This window comes from Hydrogenophaga sedimenti (assembly GCF_051857515.1).
Lineage (GTDB): Bacteria > Pseudomonadota > Gammaproteobacteria > Burkholderiales > Burkholderiaceae_C > Hydrogenophaga.
Genome location: NZ_JBPZHA010000008.1, coordinates 1 through 17,532, shown reverse-complemented (window position 1 = coordinate 17,532; position 17,532 = coordinate 1). Strand labels below are relative to the sequence as shown.

7 protein-coding genes are annotated in these 17,532 nt (G+C 66.1%); 6 read left to right on the top strand and 1 reads right to left on the bottom strand.

The features are described from left to right. Positions 1–16: 16 nt before the first annotated feature. Positions 17–2,122, bottom strand: coding sequence for a bifunctional rhamnulose-1-phosphate aldolase/short-chain dehydrogenase (locus tag ACS5NL_RS13890; RefSeq protein WP_439354453.1), 2,106 nt, complete (start codon positions 2,120–2,122; stop codon positions 17–19). 157 nt (positions 2,123–2,279) lie between these two features. Between ACS5NL_RS13890 and ACS5NL_RS13885 the strand changes: the two genes are divergently transcribed. The 6 genes from ACS5NL_RS13885 to ACS5NL_RS13860 all read left to right on the top strand — a co-directional run bounded on the left by ACS5NL_RS13885 (position 2,280) and on the right by ACS5NL_RS13860 (position 17,073). Then, positions 2,280–3,218, top strand: coding sequence for a LysR substrate-binding domain-containing protein (locus tag ACS5NL_RS13885; protein ID WP_439354452.1), 939 nt, complete (start codon positions 2,280–2,282; stop codon positions 3,216–3,218). 159 nt (positions 3,219–3,377) lie between these two features. Further along, the gene (locus tag ACS5NL_RS13880) at positions 3,378–3,527 is read left to right on the top strand and encodes a hypothetical protein (protein ID WP_439354451.1); all 150 of its coding nucleotides are present in this window, start codon (positions 3,378–3,380) and stop codon (positions 3,525–3,527) included. Between the two features lie 401 nt (positions 3,528–3,928). Continuing rightward, complete coding sequence (locus ACS5NL_RS13875; protein ID WP_500684330.1) at positions 3,929–5,401, top strand: ShlB/FhaC/HecB family hemolysin secretion/activation protein; 1,473 nt, start codon at positions 3,929–3,931, stop codon at positions 5,399–5,401. Positions 5,402–5,436: 35 nt separating this feature from the next. Next, positions 5,437–14,571, top strand: a complete 9,135-nt coding sequence (locus ACS5NL_RS13870; RefSeq protein WP_439354449.1) for a two-partner secretion domain-containing protein — start codon at positions 5,437–5,439, stop codon at positions 14,569–14,571. Further along, positions 14,541–15,026: a DUF6911 family protein gene (locus ACS5NL_RS13865; RefSeq protein WP_439354448.1), complete on the top strand. Its 486-nt coding sequence runs from the start codon at positions 14,541–14,543 to the stop codon at positions 15,024–15,026. The genes ACS5NL_RS13870 and ACS5NL_RS13865 overlap by 31 nt, the downstream gene beginning before the upstream one ends. 145 nt (positions 15,027–15,171) lie before the next feature. After that, positions 15,172–17,073 (top strand): DUF637 domain-containing protein, encoded by a 1,902-nt coding sequence (locus ACS5NL_RS13860; protein ID WP_439354447.1) that lies wholly within the window; start codon positions 15,172–15,174, stop codon positions 17,071–17,073. The last annotated feature ends 459 nt before the right edge of the window (positions 17,074–17,532 follow it).

Below are 17,532 nucleotides of genomic sequence, written 5' to 3'. Positions count from 1 at the left end.
GGTGCTCGGCGCGGGTTCAACGGGTAAAGGCCGCCAAATTGCCGGCGTCGACGTTGAGGATGTTGCCGGTGCTCTTGGCGCTGAGGTCTTCGCAAGCGAAGAAGTAGGTGGCCTCGGCGATGTCTTCGGGAAACACGCTGCGCTTGAGCATGCTGCGGTCGCGGTAGAAGGCTTCAAGATCCCCCTCTTCGATCTTGTTGGCGGCGGCGCGTTCCTCGCTCCACTTGCCGGTCCAGATCTTGGAACCGCGGATCACCGCGTCGGGGTTGACCACGTTGGAGCGGATGCCCAGCGGCGCGCCTTCGAGCGCGAAGCTGCGCGAGAGCTGGATCTCGGCGGCCTTGGCGGCGCAATAGGCCGTGGCCTGGGCGCTGGCGACCATGCCGTTCTTGCTGGCGATCATCACGATGGAGCCGCCCACGCCCTGCGCCTTCATGACCTTGAAGGCTTCGCGGCCGACCAGGAAGTAGCCGGTGGCCAGGATGCTCTGGTTGCGGTTCCACAGCTCCAGCGAGGTGTCTTCAATGGGTGCGGCCGAGGCGATGCCGGCGTTGCTGACCAGGATGTCGACCCCACCGAACTCGACCGCGGCGCGGCCGTAGGCGGCGATCACCGAGGCCTCGTCCGTCACGTTGCACAGCACGCCGCGCACGTGGTCCTTGCCGTGGGCCTTGGCGAGCGTCGCGCTCACGCTGTCGAGCGCGGTCTGGTCGATGTCGGCCAGCACCACGCAGGCGCCTTCGCTCAGCATGCGCTTGGCAATCGCCTGGCCGATGCCGCCCGCGCCGCCGGTGATGAAGGCCACGCGGCCGACCAGGGGCTTGGGCTTGGGCATGCGCTGCAGCTTGGCCTCTTCGAGCAGCCAGTATTCGATGTCGAAGGCTTCCTGCTCGGGCAGGCCGACGTAGCGGTCCACCGCGTTGGCCTCGCGCATCACGTTGATGGCGTTCACATAGAACTCGCCAGCGATGCGGGCCGTGGCCTTGTCCTTGGCGATCGTCACCATGCCGATGCGCGGCAGCAGCAGCACCACCGGGTTGGGGTCACGCAGGGCCGGGCTGGTGGCGCGCTTGCAGCGCTCGTAGTAGGCGGCGTAGTCGGCGCGGTAGTCGGCCAGCAGCTGGTTGAGCGCGTCCTTGAGCGCCGCGCCTTCGAGCGTGTAGACCGCCTCGGGCACGATCAGCGGGCGGATCTTGGTGCGCAGGAAGTGGTCCGGGCAGGAGGTGCCCAGGGCCGCCAGTGGCGCCAGCTCGGCGGAGTTGACGAACTGCATCACCTCGGCCGAGGTGTTGAGGTGCAGCAACTTGTGGCCACCGGCCGCGCTGGCCAGGCCGCGCATCACCGGCAGCACGCGCGCCAGGGTGGCGTCGCGCTGCGCCTCGGGCAGCGACTCGACCTGGGCGCCGCCGAACACCTTGACCTGCTTGGCCGCGCGTTCAGCGGCCAGCCAGTTCTGCGCGGTCTCGATCAGGTTCACCGTGTTTTCATAACAAGCCTTGGCCGTCTCGCCCCAGCTGAACAGGCCGTGGCCGCCCAGCACGATGCCGCGCAGGCCGGGGTGGGCTTCGTTGTAGGCCTTGAGCTGCTGGCCCAGTTCGTAGCCCGGGCGCAGCCAGGGCATCCAGCCCACGGTGCCGCCGAAGACCTTTTGCGTGATGGCCTCGGAGTTCGCCATGGCCGCGATCGCGATCACCGCGTCGGGGTGCATGTGGTCGACGTGGGCGTAGGGCAGCGAGGAGTGCAGCGGCGTGTCGATGGACGCGGCGCGGGTGTTGAGGTTGAAGGTGCAGTGCGGCAGGTAGCCGACCATCTCGTCCTCGTGCTCGAGGCCGCGGTACAGGCCCTGCAGCGCGCGCAGCTTGTCCATGTAGAGGGTGGAGAAACCGTCGAGCTTCATCGAGCCGACGTCGCCGCCCGAACCCTTGACCCACAGGACTTCGACGTCCTGGCCGGTCAGCGGGTCTTGGTGGGTGATCTTGGCCGAGGTGTTGCCACCGCCGTAGTTGGTGATGCGCAGGTCCGAACCGAGCAGGTTGGAGCGGTACAGGAGCAGCCGGGGCTCGTCCATGCCGGCGGTGGCGGCGTCGTCCCAGCGGGGAAAGGGGGTGGTGGCTGTGTTCATGGGCCGCGATGCTAGGGACCACACCGTATTCGAGCTATTGATGGATTCTTATCAAAACCATCAGATCACTTTATAGTTGGCCCCAAAACCCCGTCCGGCCGCCCCATCGCAGTGCAGCATCGGCCGTTTTGTGCGGGAATGTCCCGAGGAAATTTCCATGATGCAGTTGAAGGTGCGCCAGCTGCGCGTGTTCGAGGCGGTCGCGACCAGCGCCAGCTTCTCGCGCGCGGCCGAGCAGCTGGAGATGACGCAGCCCGCGGTATCGATGGCGGTGCGGCAGATCGAGCAGGCGCTGGGCACGGCCCTGTTCGACCCGGCCGACCGGCGCCGCCTGAGCGACGCCGGGCAGGAGCTGCTGATGCACGCGCGCATCATCCTGGCGCAGGTGCGTGCGGCGGAAGAGGCGATGGCCTTCTACGCCAGCGACGGCAGCAAGGAGACCTCGCGCGGCCTGCGCGGCCTGCTGCACCTGGGCGTGGTGCAGACCGCCAACTACTTCGCGCCGCGCCTGCTCAGCGAGTTCCACCAGCGCCACCCGGACGTGCACCTCAAGCTGACCGTGGCCAAGCGCGGCGAGATCCTGGACCTGCTGGCTGAGCGGCGGCTGGACATCGCGATCACCGGCTACCCGCCGTCGGAGGCGGCCGTGGAAGCGCACAGCTTCGCGCGGCACCCGCACTGCATCGTCGCGCCGGTGAACCACCCGCTGGCCCAACGCAGCGCGCTCGAATGGACCGACCTGCGGCAGGAGGATTTCATCTTCCGCGAGCCAGGTTCGTCGACCCGGCTGTTCCTCGAACAGCTGTTGCAGGCGCAGTCGATCCAGGTGCGCCAGCGGCTGGAACTCTCGGGCAACGAGACGGTGAAACACGCGGTGATGGAAGGCCTGGGCGTCAGCTTCCTGTCGGCCCACGTGTTCCAGGTCGAACTCGAAGCCGGCCGCATCGCGGTGCTGGACCTGGCCGACATGCCCAAGTACATCGACTGGTGCTTCATCCACCGCCGCGACGCCGCGCTCAACGGCGTCAACCAGGCCTTCAAGGACTTCGTGTTCGCGGAGGGGACGCGGATCGCGGCGTGTCTGGTGCGGGGGTGAGGCGGGGCCATTCCCTAAGACGGCCCTCATGCCTCCGCGCCCGTCCACCCCTTCGCCGCGCGGCCGGCTCGTTCGACCTGGTCTTCGCCGACTCCGTGGCCGTGCAAGTACCGACGATTGCCTGACACGCTGGCGCTGCTGCGCCCGGGTGGTCTCTAAATGGTGGACGACACGCAGCAGCAGCCAAACTGGCCCGAGGGCCACGACCGCAAGGCCGCAGCCCTGCGGCAGACCCTGACCAGCCTGCCCGGATTCAGCACGACCGTGCTGTCGTGGGCCACGGGCATCGTGCTGATCGCAAGGCACTGACGGCGAGCCAGAACCGCTTGTCCCTGCGCCGCCACCGTCTGCCCGGAACCCTCAGTTTTGGGTAATAGATCACACACCTCGTTGACAGAAAGGGCTGGGGCGCTGCCTAGAATTTGAGGCCTTTAATTACAAGCTGTCACACGTTGAGTACCACTAAAAAATCACGGCCCGCAACACGGGTCGAGCTTTCGTTTGCCTGTCTGTTTTTCCTGGCCGCCCCGGCTGCCCAAGCCCAAGAAGCGCTGCCAGACCCATCGGTCGAGTTGCGCCGTGAGCAACAGGAAGAGGAACGTCGACGCGCACTGGCTGCTCCTTCGCCACCAACGGCCCCCAAGGACCTGCGGGCCGCTGAGGAGGCCAGACTGCCCGCCGACGAAACGCCATGTTTCCTCATTCGCGAGGTGCGCATGCGCGGCAATGACGCCAGTCATTTCAACTGGGCGTTGGACGCGCTCGACGGCCCCGATGGCAAGGATTCGCCGATGGGTCGCTGCCTGGGCGTCAAAGCCATCGAGGTGCTGCAAAAGCGCCTGCAGAACGAAATCATTGCGCGCGGCTACGTGACCAGCCGGGTCGTGGTCGGCAACCAGAACCTGGCCGAGGGCGTGCTCGTGTTCGAACCAGTCGGTGGTCGGCTGGACCGGCTGCTCGACAGCAGCGGAGCAAGCACCCAGGTCAATCTGGCCACGGCATTTCCCGGCCAGCCGGGCGAGCTGCTGAACCTGCGGGACCTGGAGCAGGGTCTGGAGAACCTGCAGCGCGTGCCCACGGTGAATGCCGACATGCAGATCGCACCCGGCCAGACGCCGGGCCGCAGCGACATTGCTGTGAGCTGGAAACAGGACCGCGCCTGGCGCCTGGGTCTGTCGCTGGACGACGCGGGCAGCGACACCACGGGCCGCTACCAGGCCGGTGTCACCCTCTCGGCAGACAACCCGCTGGGGCTGAGCGACCTGGCTTATGTGAGCCTCACCCGCGGCTTCGGCGGCAGCGAAGGTCCGTCGCCCAAGGGCACCCAGACCATCGCCACGCACTACTCGGTCCCGGTGGGCTACTGGCTGCTGCGCGCCAATGCCAGTCACAACAGCTACCACCAGACCGTGGTCGGTGCCTACGACAGCTACCGCTATTCCGGCCAGAGCGACAACCTGGAATTGGGCGTGGACCGCGTGGTGCTGCGCGACAACCGCCAGATCCTGACGGCACAGAGCAGCCTTCAGCACCGCCGCTCCAACAACCACATCGACGACACCGAGGTGCTGGTGCAGCGCCGCGCGGTCTCGTCGCTGCAGCTGGGCCTCTTGCACCGCGTGTACGTCGGGCGCGGCGTCGTGCAATCGGAGCTGAACCACCGGCGAGGACTGAGCGGGCTGGGCACCAAGGCAGCGCCCGAGGAACCCTTCGGCGAAGGCACCAGCCGCTACCGCCTGAGCACGGCCGCCTTCACGCTGCAGATGCCCTGGGCGTTCGAGAGTCACACGCTGCGTTACGTCGGCTCGCTGCGCCTGCAGAAACACCACACGCGATTGACGCCGCAGGACCGCTTCAGCATTGGCGGCCGCTACAGCGTGCGCGGGTATGACAACGCGGCCTCGCTGGTGGCGGAAAGCGGCGCCGTCTGGCACAACGAGCTGGTGCTCGCCATCAAGGACATGCCGTACGCGATGCCCTACGTCGGCCTGGACTTCGGCCAGGTGTCGGGGCCGTCGACCGCCAACCTGCCGGGCAAGCGCCTGAGCGGCATGGTGCTGGGCCTGCGCGGCCAGGCTGGCGGCCTGCAGTACGAACTGTTCTACGGAAAGCCGGTGAACAAACCGGCCGAGCTCAAGGCATCCCCCAGCACCTGGGGCTTCATGCTGTACCAGAGCTACTGAACACACACACATTGATCGATTGAGGGAGAGAGCAGATGAACAAGCACTGCGGACGCCGCGTGTTCAACAAGTTCCGTGGCTGCCTGATGGCGGTGGCCGAGTCGGCCAAGGGCCATGGCAACGGCAGCACCAACGGAGACAAGGCACAAGGTGGCAGCCCTGCCATCGCACCCACCGCGAGTCGCAGCCGCTGGGCACGTGCCATCCACACCCTCGCGCTCTCGGCCATGGTCACGCAAACCACGCTGGCCCCGCTCTCGGCCTACGCCCAGATCCGCAACGACAGCACCGCGCCGGGCAACCAGCGCCCCACCGTGCTGAGCACGGGCAATGGTCTGCCGCAGGTGAACATCACCACGCCCAGCGCGGCAGGCGTCTCCCGCAACCGGCTCTCCCAACTGGACGTGGACAACCGTGGCGCGGTCGTCAACAACAGCCGCACCAACACCCCCACGCAGATCGGCGGCTGGGTGCAGGCCAACCCCTGGCTGGCCAGCGGCGAGGCGCGCGTCATCCTGCTGGAGGTCAACAGCGGCAACCCCAGCCAGATCAACGGCTTCATCGAAATCGCCGGCCAACGCGCGGAAATCATCGTCGCCAACCCGGCGGGTCTGAACGTCAACGGCAGCGGCTTCATCAATGCCAGTCGCGCCACGCTCACCACCGGTGAAGTCAACGTGGGCGACGGTGGGGTGACCGGCTACACCGTGCGCGGCGGCACGATCACCATCGGCGAACGCGGCTTCGACGCCAGCCTGACCGACTACACCGGCATCCTGGCCCGCGCGGTCGCCGTCAACGGTCCACTGGTCGCCAACGAACTCAACGTCGTCACCGGCGCGAACCAGATCGACGCCAGCGGTCAGGGCGCCACACCCACCGCCGGCAGCGGGCCAGCACCCAGCTTCTCGCTGGACGTGTCCGCCCTGGGCGGCATGTACGCCGGCAAGATCACCTTGCTGGCCACCGAGGCCGGCGTGGGCGTGCGCAACGCGGGCGGCATCCAGGCCGGCGACGGCGGCCTCACCCTCTCGGCCAACGGCGACCTGATCAACAGTGGCACCCTGGCCTCGCAGGGCAGCGCCAGCCTGAGCAGCGCCGGACGCTTCGACAACAGCGGCGGCATCAGCACCGCCGGCTCACTGAGCGTCCAGAGCGGCGGCAGCCTCAACAACAGCGGACAGATCCGCAGCGGAAGTTCGCTCTCGCTGCAAAGCGGTGCGGACCTGAACAACAGCGGTCAGATCGGTGCGGGCACCGATGCCACGGTCGCGGCCAACGGCAGCCTCACCAACACGGGCGAGATGGGTGCCACCGGCAACCTGAGCCTGCAAGGCGCCCAGATTTCCAACGCTGGGCGTTTCGCGAGCAGCCAGCAACTCAACCTCAGCACCACAGGCCGCTTCGACAACGCAGGCCAGATCGCGGCGCAGGGCAATGTGCAACTGCAGGCTCCGCAAGGCATCGGCAACACCGGCAGCATCCAGTCCGCGCAAAGCGTGACGCTGACCACGCCCGCCGACATCCGCAACAGCGGACAGATCGTGGCCGGCAGCAATGCGCAACTCACCGCCGGAGGCCGGGTCGACAACGCTGGCGAAATCAGTGCCGGCAAGGACCTCAGCCTGCAAGGCAACCAGCTGTCCAACACGGGGCAACTCAACGCCGGCCAGCAACTGAGCCTGAGCACGGCCGGCCGCTTCGACAACGCCGGCAGCATCCTGGTCCAGGGTGGCGTGCAACTGCAGGCGCCACAGGGCGTCGGCAACACCGGCGACATCCAGAGCCAGCAGAACATTTCCATCGTCACCGCCGCCGATGTCAGCAACAGCGGCAGCCTGATCGCCGACGGCACGCTCACCGTGCAGGCCGGCACCACCGTCACCAACTCCGGCAATCTCATGGGAGACCAGGGAGTGACGGTCCGCAACCCGCAGCTGATTGACAACCGGGGCAACATCTTCAGTGGCGCACAGACCACGTTGACCGCCACCGATCGCATCGACAACCGCGGCCTGATCGTCGGCGACGGCGACATGCAGCTCGCCAGCGGCCATCGCATCGACAACCACGCCGGCGCGCAGATCTATGCCTCGGGTCAACTGACCGTCCAGACAGGCGAGGCCATCCTCAACGAAGGCAACCTGGGCGCGGGCGGCGACGCCCATCTGCGGACCACCTCGTCCATCGGACGCATCGACAGCACCGCAGGCTCCGTGCTCACCGCCGGCATGTCCTCCAGCGGCGAGGTGCCACTAGGCACCGGCAACCTGAACCTCCAAGGCGGCAGCGCCGGCACCGTCGACCTCAAGGGCCTGACCCTGGCGGGACAGAGCATCCAGGCCCAGGCCGGCGCGATCGACCTGCGCGGGCAGGACCTGCTCACGCAACGCATCACCCTGCAAGCAGGGGCGGGCGACCTGCTCGCGCAGGACAGTTCGCTGCAGGCCGTGCAACAGCTGCAACTCGACACGACCGGCCAGCTGCGCACCGACCGCGCGGCGCTGGGCGCGACACAGATCGCGATCACCGCGCGCGAATGGAGCCTGCAGGACGGCACCCTGCAACAGGCAGGAGCAGCCAGTGCCGATGCCAGCATCCAGGTCGCCGACCGCATCGATCTGGGCGGCGCCGCCGTGGCCGCCAACGCCAGCGCGCTCACGCTGACCAGTCAGGAACTGCAACTGAACGGCACCACGCTGAGCCACGCCGGCACCGGTGCGCTGACGCTGCAAAGCACAGGCACACAGACTGTCGTGGCCGACGACGCGCTGCTGATCACCGGCGGCTCGCTGCAATTTGACGCGGCGGCGCTGCAGGCCAACAAAGCAATCCTCAGCGCCCAGACCGATGCTGCGCTGAACATCCGCGGCGCCATGACCGCCACCGAAGGCACCGTGATCGCCAACGGCAATCTCACCCTCCAGGCCGGCAGCCTCAGCGGCGACAAGGCCAACTTCGTCGGCGTGCAGGGTGGTACCACGCTCGACATCGGTGGCGCCTTCAGCCTGCGCGAAGGCAGCGTGCAGTCGCAAGGCAACGTGAACGTGGCGGCCGGGTCCATGGACGCGACCAAGGCCCTGCTCAGCGGCCAGGACATCCGCATCAATACCCATGGCAACGCGCTCACCAATACCGACGGTGCAGTCCTCGCGGCGGGCAATCTGAGCATCAGCAGCGGTGCCATCGACAACCAGCGCGGCGTGCTGCAGGCGGGCGGCAGCGCCACGATTGCCGCTTCGGGTGCGATCAACAACCAGGCCGGCCAGATCCTCGCCAGCGACACCCTCACCATCACCAGCAGCGGCGCCATCGACAACCGCGACGTCGACGTCACTCGCTCGCTGATCGCGGCCGGTGGCGCGCTGAGCCTCACCAGCCAGGTGTTGAACAACCAGGGCAGCGACATCAAGAGCGCCGGCGCCCTCGACATCGACGCCGGTGGCGGCAACATCGACAACAGCCAGGGTGGCCTGATCGCCTCCAGCGCCAGCCTGTCGTTGCGTGGGGCCGATCTCGACAACCACCAGACCACCGGCGACAGCGAGGGCATCCAGGCCCAGAGCGCGACGCTCACGGTGCGCAGCCTGGACAACCGCAGCGGCCACCTGCTGGCGCAGAACCAGCTGGACGTCACCGCCAGCGGCACCCTGGACAACACCGGCGGACTGGTGTCGAGCACCGGCACGTTGTCGATCAAGGACCCGCAAGCAACAGCCAACCCAGCCGGCAAGACACTGACCATCGTCAACGGCGCGGGCGGCATCATTGCAGCCAACAACACCACCGACATCGACGCGCGCAGCCTGGACAACAGCGGTGTGGTCGTCAACGCCGGCACCACCGACGCCGATAGCCTCTACGTGGCCGGCAGCGGCGACCTGAAGCTGACCCTCTCGGGCCCGCTGGACAACCGTGCCGGCGCGTACCTGCAGGCCGCAGGCGACCTCACCGCCACCATCGACGGCACGACCACCAACGCCGGCGCGATCGAAGCCTCCAGCCAGTTGCACCTGACCTCTCCGGCCATCGTCAACCAGGCCAGCGGTGAAATCCGCGCCGGTCTGGTCGACCTGCGGGCCAACAGCATCGGCAACCAGGGTCTGATCAACGGCGGCTTCACCCTGCTGCAGGCCAGCACCATCGAGAACACCGACGGCGGCCGCATCTACGGCGACAACATCGCCATCGGCGCCGACCAGCTGACCAACCGCGGCGGCGGCAGCACCAACCCCGTGATCGCCAGCCGCGGCGACCTCGACCTGGGGGTGGGCGTGGTCAGCAACGAAGAAGGTGCCCTGCTGCTGAGTCTGGGCAACACCCGCGTGGGCGGCGCGCTGGACGCCGACGCCCGGGCCACCGGCCGCGCCGGAGCGTTCATCAACAGCAGCGCCGAAGTCGAGGTGTTCGGCAATCTGGACATCAGCGCCAGCAGCGTGCAGAACGTGGACGCCCATGGGGTGAGCTACGAAGAGAGCAGCACCGAACACATCAAGGAGTTCGTGCCGCTCGATCCGGACCACCCGCAATTCGGTCAAGGCCTGAGCGCCGCGACCGGCACCATGGAGTGGTACCTGGACCAGGACGAGCAATACCGCGCCGACTACATCCCCAACGACGGCAGCCCGGTGATCGCGGGCAACCTCTGGCGCACCGACGAATACGACCGCACCACCACGGTCAGCGGCAACTATGGCGACAACCCCGCGCGCATCAGCGTCGGCGGCAACATGACCGTCAACGCCGACGACACGGTCAACGACAAGAGCAGCATCCTGGTCGGCGGCAACTTCCTGCTCTCGGGCGGCAGCCTGCAGAACATCGACGGCTTCCGGTCCACTTCGGTCACCGAAGACAACGGCACCAGCATCCTCTCGTACACCGAGCGCCACTGGTTTGACTGGGAGCGCCACTGGCGCCGGTTCTTCGCCGATCCCGTTCTCCGCGATTCCTCGCAGCAGACCCAGTACGAATCCCTCTCGGCCGCGCTGGAGGTGCACACCAACCCCAACTTCGGCGGGCAAGCTCCGGCCGCCGCGCAACCGGTCAGCGTCGCCAGCCTCAGCGCGAAGCCCTCGGCCAGTGTGGATCTTTCCCTCGACGGCCCCTCCCAGGTGCTCGGCCACGCCGGACCCGGCGTGGTCCTGCGCACCCTGCCCTCGGGCGTCGGCAGCGCCAGCGTCACCGGCAGCGGTGCCACCGCTGGATCGGTCAACGCGCCGGCGACCGGCACACCCACCCCGCCGAGCATCGCCCTGCCCAACAACGCGCTGTTCCAGCTGCGCACGGGAGCGCCCTCGGGCTACCTGGTCGAGACCGACCCCGAGTTCACCAACCAGCGCATCTGGCTGGGCTCGGAATACATGCTGACGGCCCTGGGCTACGACCCCGCCACGCAGACCCAGCGTCTGGGCGACGGCTTCTACGAACAGCGGATCGTGCGCGAGCAGGTCGCGCAACTCACCGGCCAGCGCTTCCTGGGCACCTTCACCGACGACGAGGCGCAGTACCGCGCCCTGCTCAACGCCGGCATCGCCTTTGCGCAGGCCTATCAGCTCCGGCCCGGCGTTGCGCTGACCCGCGAGCAGATGGCCCTGCTCACCAGCGACATCGTCTGGCTGGTCGAGCGCACGGTGCAACTGCCCGACGGCAGCACGCAGCGCGTGCTGGTGCCCCAGCTCTACGCCCTGGTCGACCCCAACACCAACACCCTCTCGGCCGGCCTGATCTCGGCCCGTGGCGTCAACATCAACCTCAGCGGCGGCCTCTTCAACGCCGGCACTCTCGCCGCGCGCGACAACCTCGCCATCAACGCCGCCAGCATCACCAACGTGCTCGGCCAGATGCAGGGCAACAACGTCGACCTGCACGCCTCGGGCGGCATCACCAGCATCCTGGGCCAGATCGCGGCGCGCCAGAACCTGACCATGAACGCCGGCGGCGACATGGTGTTCATGGGCGGGGGCATCAGCGCCGGCGGCAACGCCTCACTCACCGCTGGCGGCGACCTGCTGCTGCTGGCCTACGACACCGGCCGCCAGGTGCGCGCGCAGTCGCCCCGCGACGAGAACGGCAACCCCACCGGCAAGGGCCCGGTCTGGAGCTTCGAGAACAGCACCTACAACCAGACCGGCGTGAACATCAGCGTCGGCGGCAATCTGGACACCAGCGCAGGAGGCAATCTGGTCGCCCAGGGCGTCAACGCCAACGTCGGCGGCGCCACCAATCTCAGCGCTGGCGGCGACATGCAGCTGACCACCGCGCTGCAGGGCCACGTCCAGAGCTTCGACTTCTACAACCGCTACAACAACTCGGGCAACCTGATTCACATCACGCAGACGGCCACCGTCCGCGACACCGACCTGATCAACAGCGGCAACAGCTGGAGCAGCGGCGGGAGCATGAACCTCTCGGCCGGCGGCAACATCGCCCTGACCGGTGCCCAGATCAGCAGCCAGGGCTTCAGCGCCAGCGCCGGGGGCAACTACAGCGAGCAGGCGGCCTACGACGTGCACGAGCAGGTAAACAACCAGTCCATCCGCTACAAAGGCCCGGGCACCTACATCGCCGATTCGCTGAACAACACCACCTGGCTGGCCACCGGCGGTCAGGCCGGCGGGCGCACCGAGACAGCCCGCACAGAAACCCACATCGACTCCACCCGCACCGCCGTCGTCACCAACATCAACGCCGGCTCGGGATCGGTCAGCCGCACCGCCGGCGGCAACGTCCTGATCGAGGGCTCGGTCGTCTCCGGTGCCGTGGTCAACCCCGTCACCGCCGGCGGCCACATCACCGCCGTGGCCGCCGTGGACACCCACCACGTCGAAGACAGCATCTCCACCAGCACCATCCGCTGGCAACACACCGACAGCAGCGGCAGCATCCAGCAGACCCTGCACATGCCAGAGATCCACGGCACCATCCCCGCGGGCATGAGCGCCTACCAGGGCGCCGGGGGCGTGACGGTGCAACTGCCGGCCGGCTCCAGCGTGCGCACGGCCATCGAGCAGATGGCCCAGCAGCCGGGCAACGAGTACCTGCGCGATCTGGGCAACCGCAGCGACATCGACTGGCAGCGTGTGCAGGCGCTCAGCCAGAACCTGGACTTCAGCCGCTCTGGTCTGACCCAGGAAGCGACCATCGCCGTCATCATCGTCGTCTCCATCCTGACCTATGGGGCGGCCTCCAGTGCCGGGGGTGCAGCGGCCACCAGTGCGGGCATGACCACCACCGCCACCGGAGCGGGCGCCAGCACGGTCGCGGCCACCGGGGCGGGTGTCGCCGGCTCCGGCGTCGCCGCCGGCACCGTACTGACCACCACCGGCACGGCGTTCGCCGGGGCGGTGGCAGCGGGCGTGACTTCACTGGCCTCCACCGCCGCCGTCAGCCTGATCAACAACCAGGGTGACATCGGCGCCACGCTGCAGGAACTGGGCAGCGGCCAGAACATGCGCGGCCTGCTGCTGACCATGGCCACCGCCGGCCTGAGCCAGGGCATCCTGAGCAACATTCCGCTCGAAGGCGGGGGGACTCTGGCCAGCGTCAACGCCGGCTCCAACCCCGGCCTGCTGCTGGCACGCAACGCGGTGCAGGGCATCACCAGCGCGGTGCTCGAAAGCGCCGTCATGGGCACCAGCCTGGAAGATGCGCTGCAGCACAACCTGCAGAGCGCGCTGATCAACACCGCCGCGGCGCAGGGCGCCAACGCGATCGGCAACGCGCATCTCAACGACTCCAGCCGCGCGCTGGCGCACGCGCTGCTGGGCTGTGCAGTCGGCGCGGCCAACGCGGGCGGCAGCGCAGGCTGTGCGCCCGGCGCAGCGGGTGCGGCCATCGGCGAGATCGTGGCTGGCCTGTACGGCAACGGCCAGAACCTCGGTGCTCTGGAAGAGCAACTCAGCAAAGATCCGAACAACGCCGCACTGCGCCAGCAGGTCGATCAGATTCGCAACACGGTCACCGAGCTGGCCCGCCTCTCGGGCGCGGGGGCGGCGCTGCTCATTGGCGGTGATGCCAGTTCGGCGCAGATCGCCATGGGAGCGGCCAGCAATGCGGCCGTCAACAACTTCCTCAACCACGCCCAAGCGGCCAACCTCAGCCGAGAGATGGCGGCCTGCAACCAGCAAGCCGGTGGATGTGATCCGATGCAGGAACAGGCGATCCGTGACCGGTACATCGCACTGTCCAACGAGAACATTTCTGCGGTGCAAAGCGCCATCGTCTCGGGCAACGCACAGGAGGTCCAGCGACTGCTCTCCACTGCTGCCACGGCCCAGGAGGTCACGGGCCAGTTCGGTTCTCTCGCAGATGAACAGATCTTTGTGGGACGACAGAACAACGTCAACAACTACGGATCGGTCTACGGCGATGCGAGGGGCAGCGACGTTGCACTGGCCCAGCAAGTACAGGCGTTCAGAGCCAGCAACTGTCAGGGACTGAGCAACAGCGCCTGCAACGCTAGGGTGGAGCAGGCGCTCAACGACCGCGCCACGCGAGGCCTGCTGCTCGCGGGCGTGACCGCCGCACTGCCCGTGGCCCTTCAGGGTGCATCTCGCATCATCAACGGGATCGCATCTTCGACGGTCAAGCCAACCACTCCGCCGAAGTCGCCAGAAATCACCAAACCGCCGCAGAATGGAGGAGGTGACAACGCTGCGCCGCCACAGGCCCAACCTGTGACTTCTGGGGGAACTGCAAATTCAACAACAGGCGCACAACTGAACAATGAGTTGGCGATAGCTCAAGCCAAAGATCCTCGGATCGGGACAACACTCCCTGGAGCGAGTTCTCCCATCACCGTAACCGCGGAGGCCAGCATTGGTGGCAACACCTTCTTTGATACAAACCAAACGGCACGACCATCAAATCAAGCAAGCCCCAATCAGCCAACGTTGATTGCTGATTTACTACCCCCAGGGAAGCCAAATTCAAACATGGCAAATGCGCATGCAGAAATAGCGGTGATTCAGCAAGCCTATAATGCCGGTCTCACACAAGGTCAAAATATGACAATTGTGGTGAGAGGCGAGGCTGTGTGCAGCTATTGTCAAACCTCCACAAACCTTATTGCTGCTGCTGATCGATCTGGCTTATCCAGCTTGCGGGTAGTGGACACGGTTGCTGGGCAAACTTACGTATGGATGCGTGGGTCAAACGGATGGAAATGATGTTTACTGAGAACGAAGAATACGCACTCGAATTGCGAAGCTTGAGCAAGGGGGAGCCCCCCCCCGCCAAAGCAATTGAACATCCAAGCTGGAATCAAATTCAAGATGAAATTGAAAAAGCATTTACGCTCGGAGGATGGGCATCACTAGATGTACGACTGCCAAGCAATGCATATTTTAAAAAAATCTGCGTGTACGCAAACCCTGGTCAATTCAGAATTGTGGTCCTCACTCGAGACGAAGACCCTAAAAATGAACTCCTGGAATGGTGGCATCCTGATGATGACTCATTTTCAGGAATGGCGCGCTTTGGAGACGATGACTGGGACTCTCGAACAATTGGAGAAGATATTCATTTTGCAATTGACGTTTTTCACGACTTATACAAAAATGGTCAATTGAGCGCCGTCACATTAAAAAACTTCCGATCTCAGTGGAATCCAAAGCCCCAATAGGGCCGATTGGCAATGCGAGGTCACGTCTGACTTGCAATATCCCTCCGAGATCGCGGCGCGCCAGAACCTGACCATGAACGCCGGCGGCAACGCCAGTCTGACCGCCGGCGGCGACCTGCTGCTGGCCTAAGACACCGGCCGCCAGGTGCACGCGCAGTCGCCCCACGACGCCAACGGCAACCCCACCGGCAAGGGCCCGGTCTGGAGCTTCGAGAACAGCACCTACAACCAGAGCGGCGTGAACATCAGCGTCGGCGGCAATCTGGACGCCAGCGCCGGCGGCGACATGCAGCTGACCACCGCGCTGCAGGGCCACGTCCAGAGCTTCGACTTCTACAACCGCTACAACAACTCGGGCAACCTGATTCACATCACGCAGACGGCCACCGTCCGCGACACCGACCTGATCAACAGCGGCAACAGCTGGAGCAGCGGCGGGAGCATGAACCTCTCGGCCGGCGGCAACATCGCCCTGACCGGTGTCCAGATCAGCAGCCAGGGCTTCAGCGCCAGCGCCGGGGGCAACTACAGCGAGCAGGCGGCCTACGACGTGCACGAGCAGGTAAACAACCAGTCCATCCGCTACAAAGGCCCGGGCACCTACATCGCCGATTCGCTGAACAACACCACCTGGCTGACCACCTCCGGCGCCACGATCTCTGGCGCGGTGGGCAGCGCCGTCACCGCCGGCCTGACCTCACTGGCCTCCACCGCCGCCGTCAGCCTGATCAACAACCAGGGCGATATCGGCGCCACGCTGCAGGAACTGGGCAGCGGCCAGAACATGCGCGGCCTGCTGCTGACCATGGCCACGGCCGGCCTGAGCCAGGGCATCCTGAGCAACATTCCGCTCGAAGGCGGGGGGACTCTGGCCAGTGTCAACGCCAGCTCCAACCCCAGCCTGCTGCTGGCACGCAACGCGGTGCAGGGCATCACCAGCGCGGTGCTCGAAAGCGCCGTCATGGGCACCAGCCTGGAAGATGCGCTGCAGCACAACCTGCAGAGCGCGCTGATCAACACCGCCGTGGCGCAGGGCGCAAACGCGATCGGTGATGCCCATCTCAACGAGACCAGCCGAGCACTGGCGCATGCGCTCTTGGGTTGTGCGGTCGGCGCGGCCAACGCGGGCGGCAGCGCAGGCTGTGCGCCCGGAGCAGCGGGTGCGGCCATCGGGGAGATCGTGGCGAGCTTGTACGCCAACGCCAGCGGTTACGACCAGCTGCGGCTGGACGCCAACCAGCCCGGCGCCAGCGCGGAGCTGCAGCAACAACTGGCCGTGGTGACCAACACCATGACCGAGCTAGCGCGGCTCTCAGGCGCGGGTGCGGCCCTGCTCATTGGCGGTGATGCCAGCGCGGCGCAGATCGCCATGGGCACGGCGGCCAATGTGGCCGTCAACAACCGGCAGTTGCACACCAATGAACAGGCGCTGGCCCAGACATTGGCCAACCGCAGCGGAGGCCGCTACACGGCGGCCCAGATCGCCGATGCACTGCGCAACAGCGGAAACAACGCCCTGGGTGAGACGGTTGCTACCGGCATGGTGGTCAACACCGGCAAGCCCAACGGCGTCTACGACAGCGGGGCGACGTTCAACGCAGGCGCGCAGGGCACCAACACCATCGTGCAGACCTTGCCCAACAACGGACAGGTGGACGCCGCTCTGGCTTCGTTCATTCTGGCCAATACGGGAGGGGCGAACTCTCCCTACAGCTGGAGCGACAGCCAACTGGGCAAAACACCAGCCCAACCCAGTACATCGAGCGCGTCCACCTCGCAACGCTATGAAACGCGCGTGGTGAACGGACAGACATTCACGGTTCCGGTGGTGGACTGTCCAGCCACGTCGTGCCAGAACACAGACAACGTTGCCCACTATGGCCTGAGCGCACAAGACCAGGCGGCAGTACAACTCTACGAAGCGGCAGTCCAGCATCAGACCATCAAGGGCGTAGGGAACATCGTCATCGGTGGCGTTGCCGTTGCAGCCACGCCGGTGACGCTCACGGGCCTTGCAGCAGGGGGGCCGCCGGCAGTGGGGCATTGAGCATCACCAACCAGTTGGTCGACAATGGCTCAATCAACGCTGGTCAAACGGTGCAGGACGCTGCGATCGGAGCGGTGGTGGGCGTGGCAACGGCCGGCGGTGCCTACGTTGCAGGACGCCTCATTGGCTGGGTCAATGGAAAGCCTTTGGTGGAGTTCGCTGGGGGACAAACTGCTGTTGTTAATGAAACAAGCTCTGTCAAACCGGTCGCTTCTGCTAGTGGGGGGACTAATTTCGGAGGCTCAACGACAAACGCCACTGCCGCGGAGAATATTCAAGCCTCACTCACGGGCTTGGTTTCAGATCTTCGCGGGAGGTTGCCAAGCAGCGCCAGAACTAGGGATGGTGTTCAAAACACGTTTAGCGCCAGCCGATAGCGGGCGGCTTGCCACGACATGAAACAGCGCGACTCGGAATCAGCGAATTCAACGCAGTTTCTGCGTTTGCACCGCCCGTTTT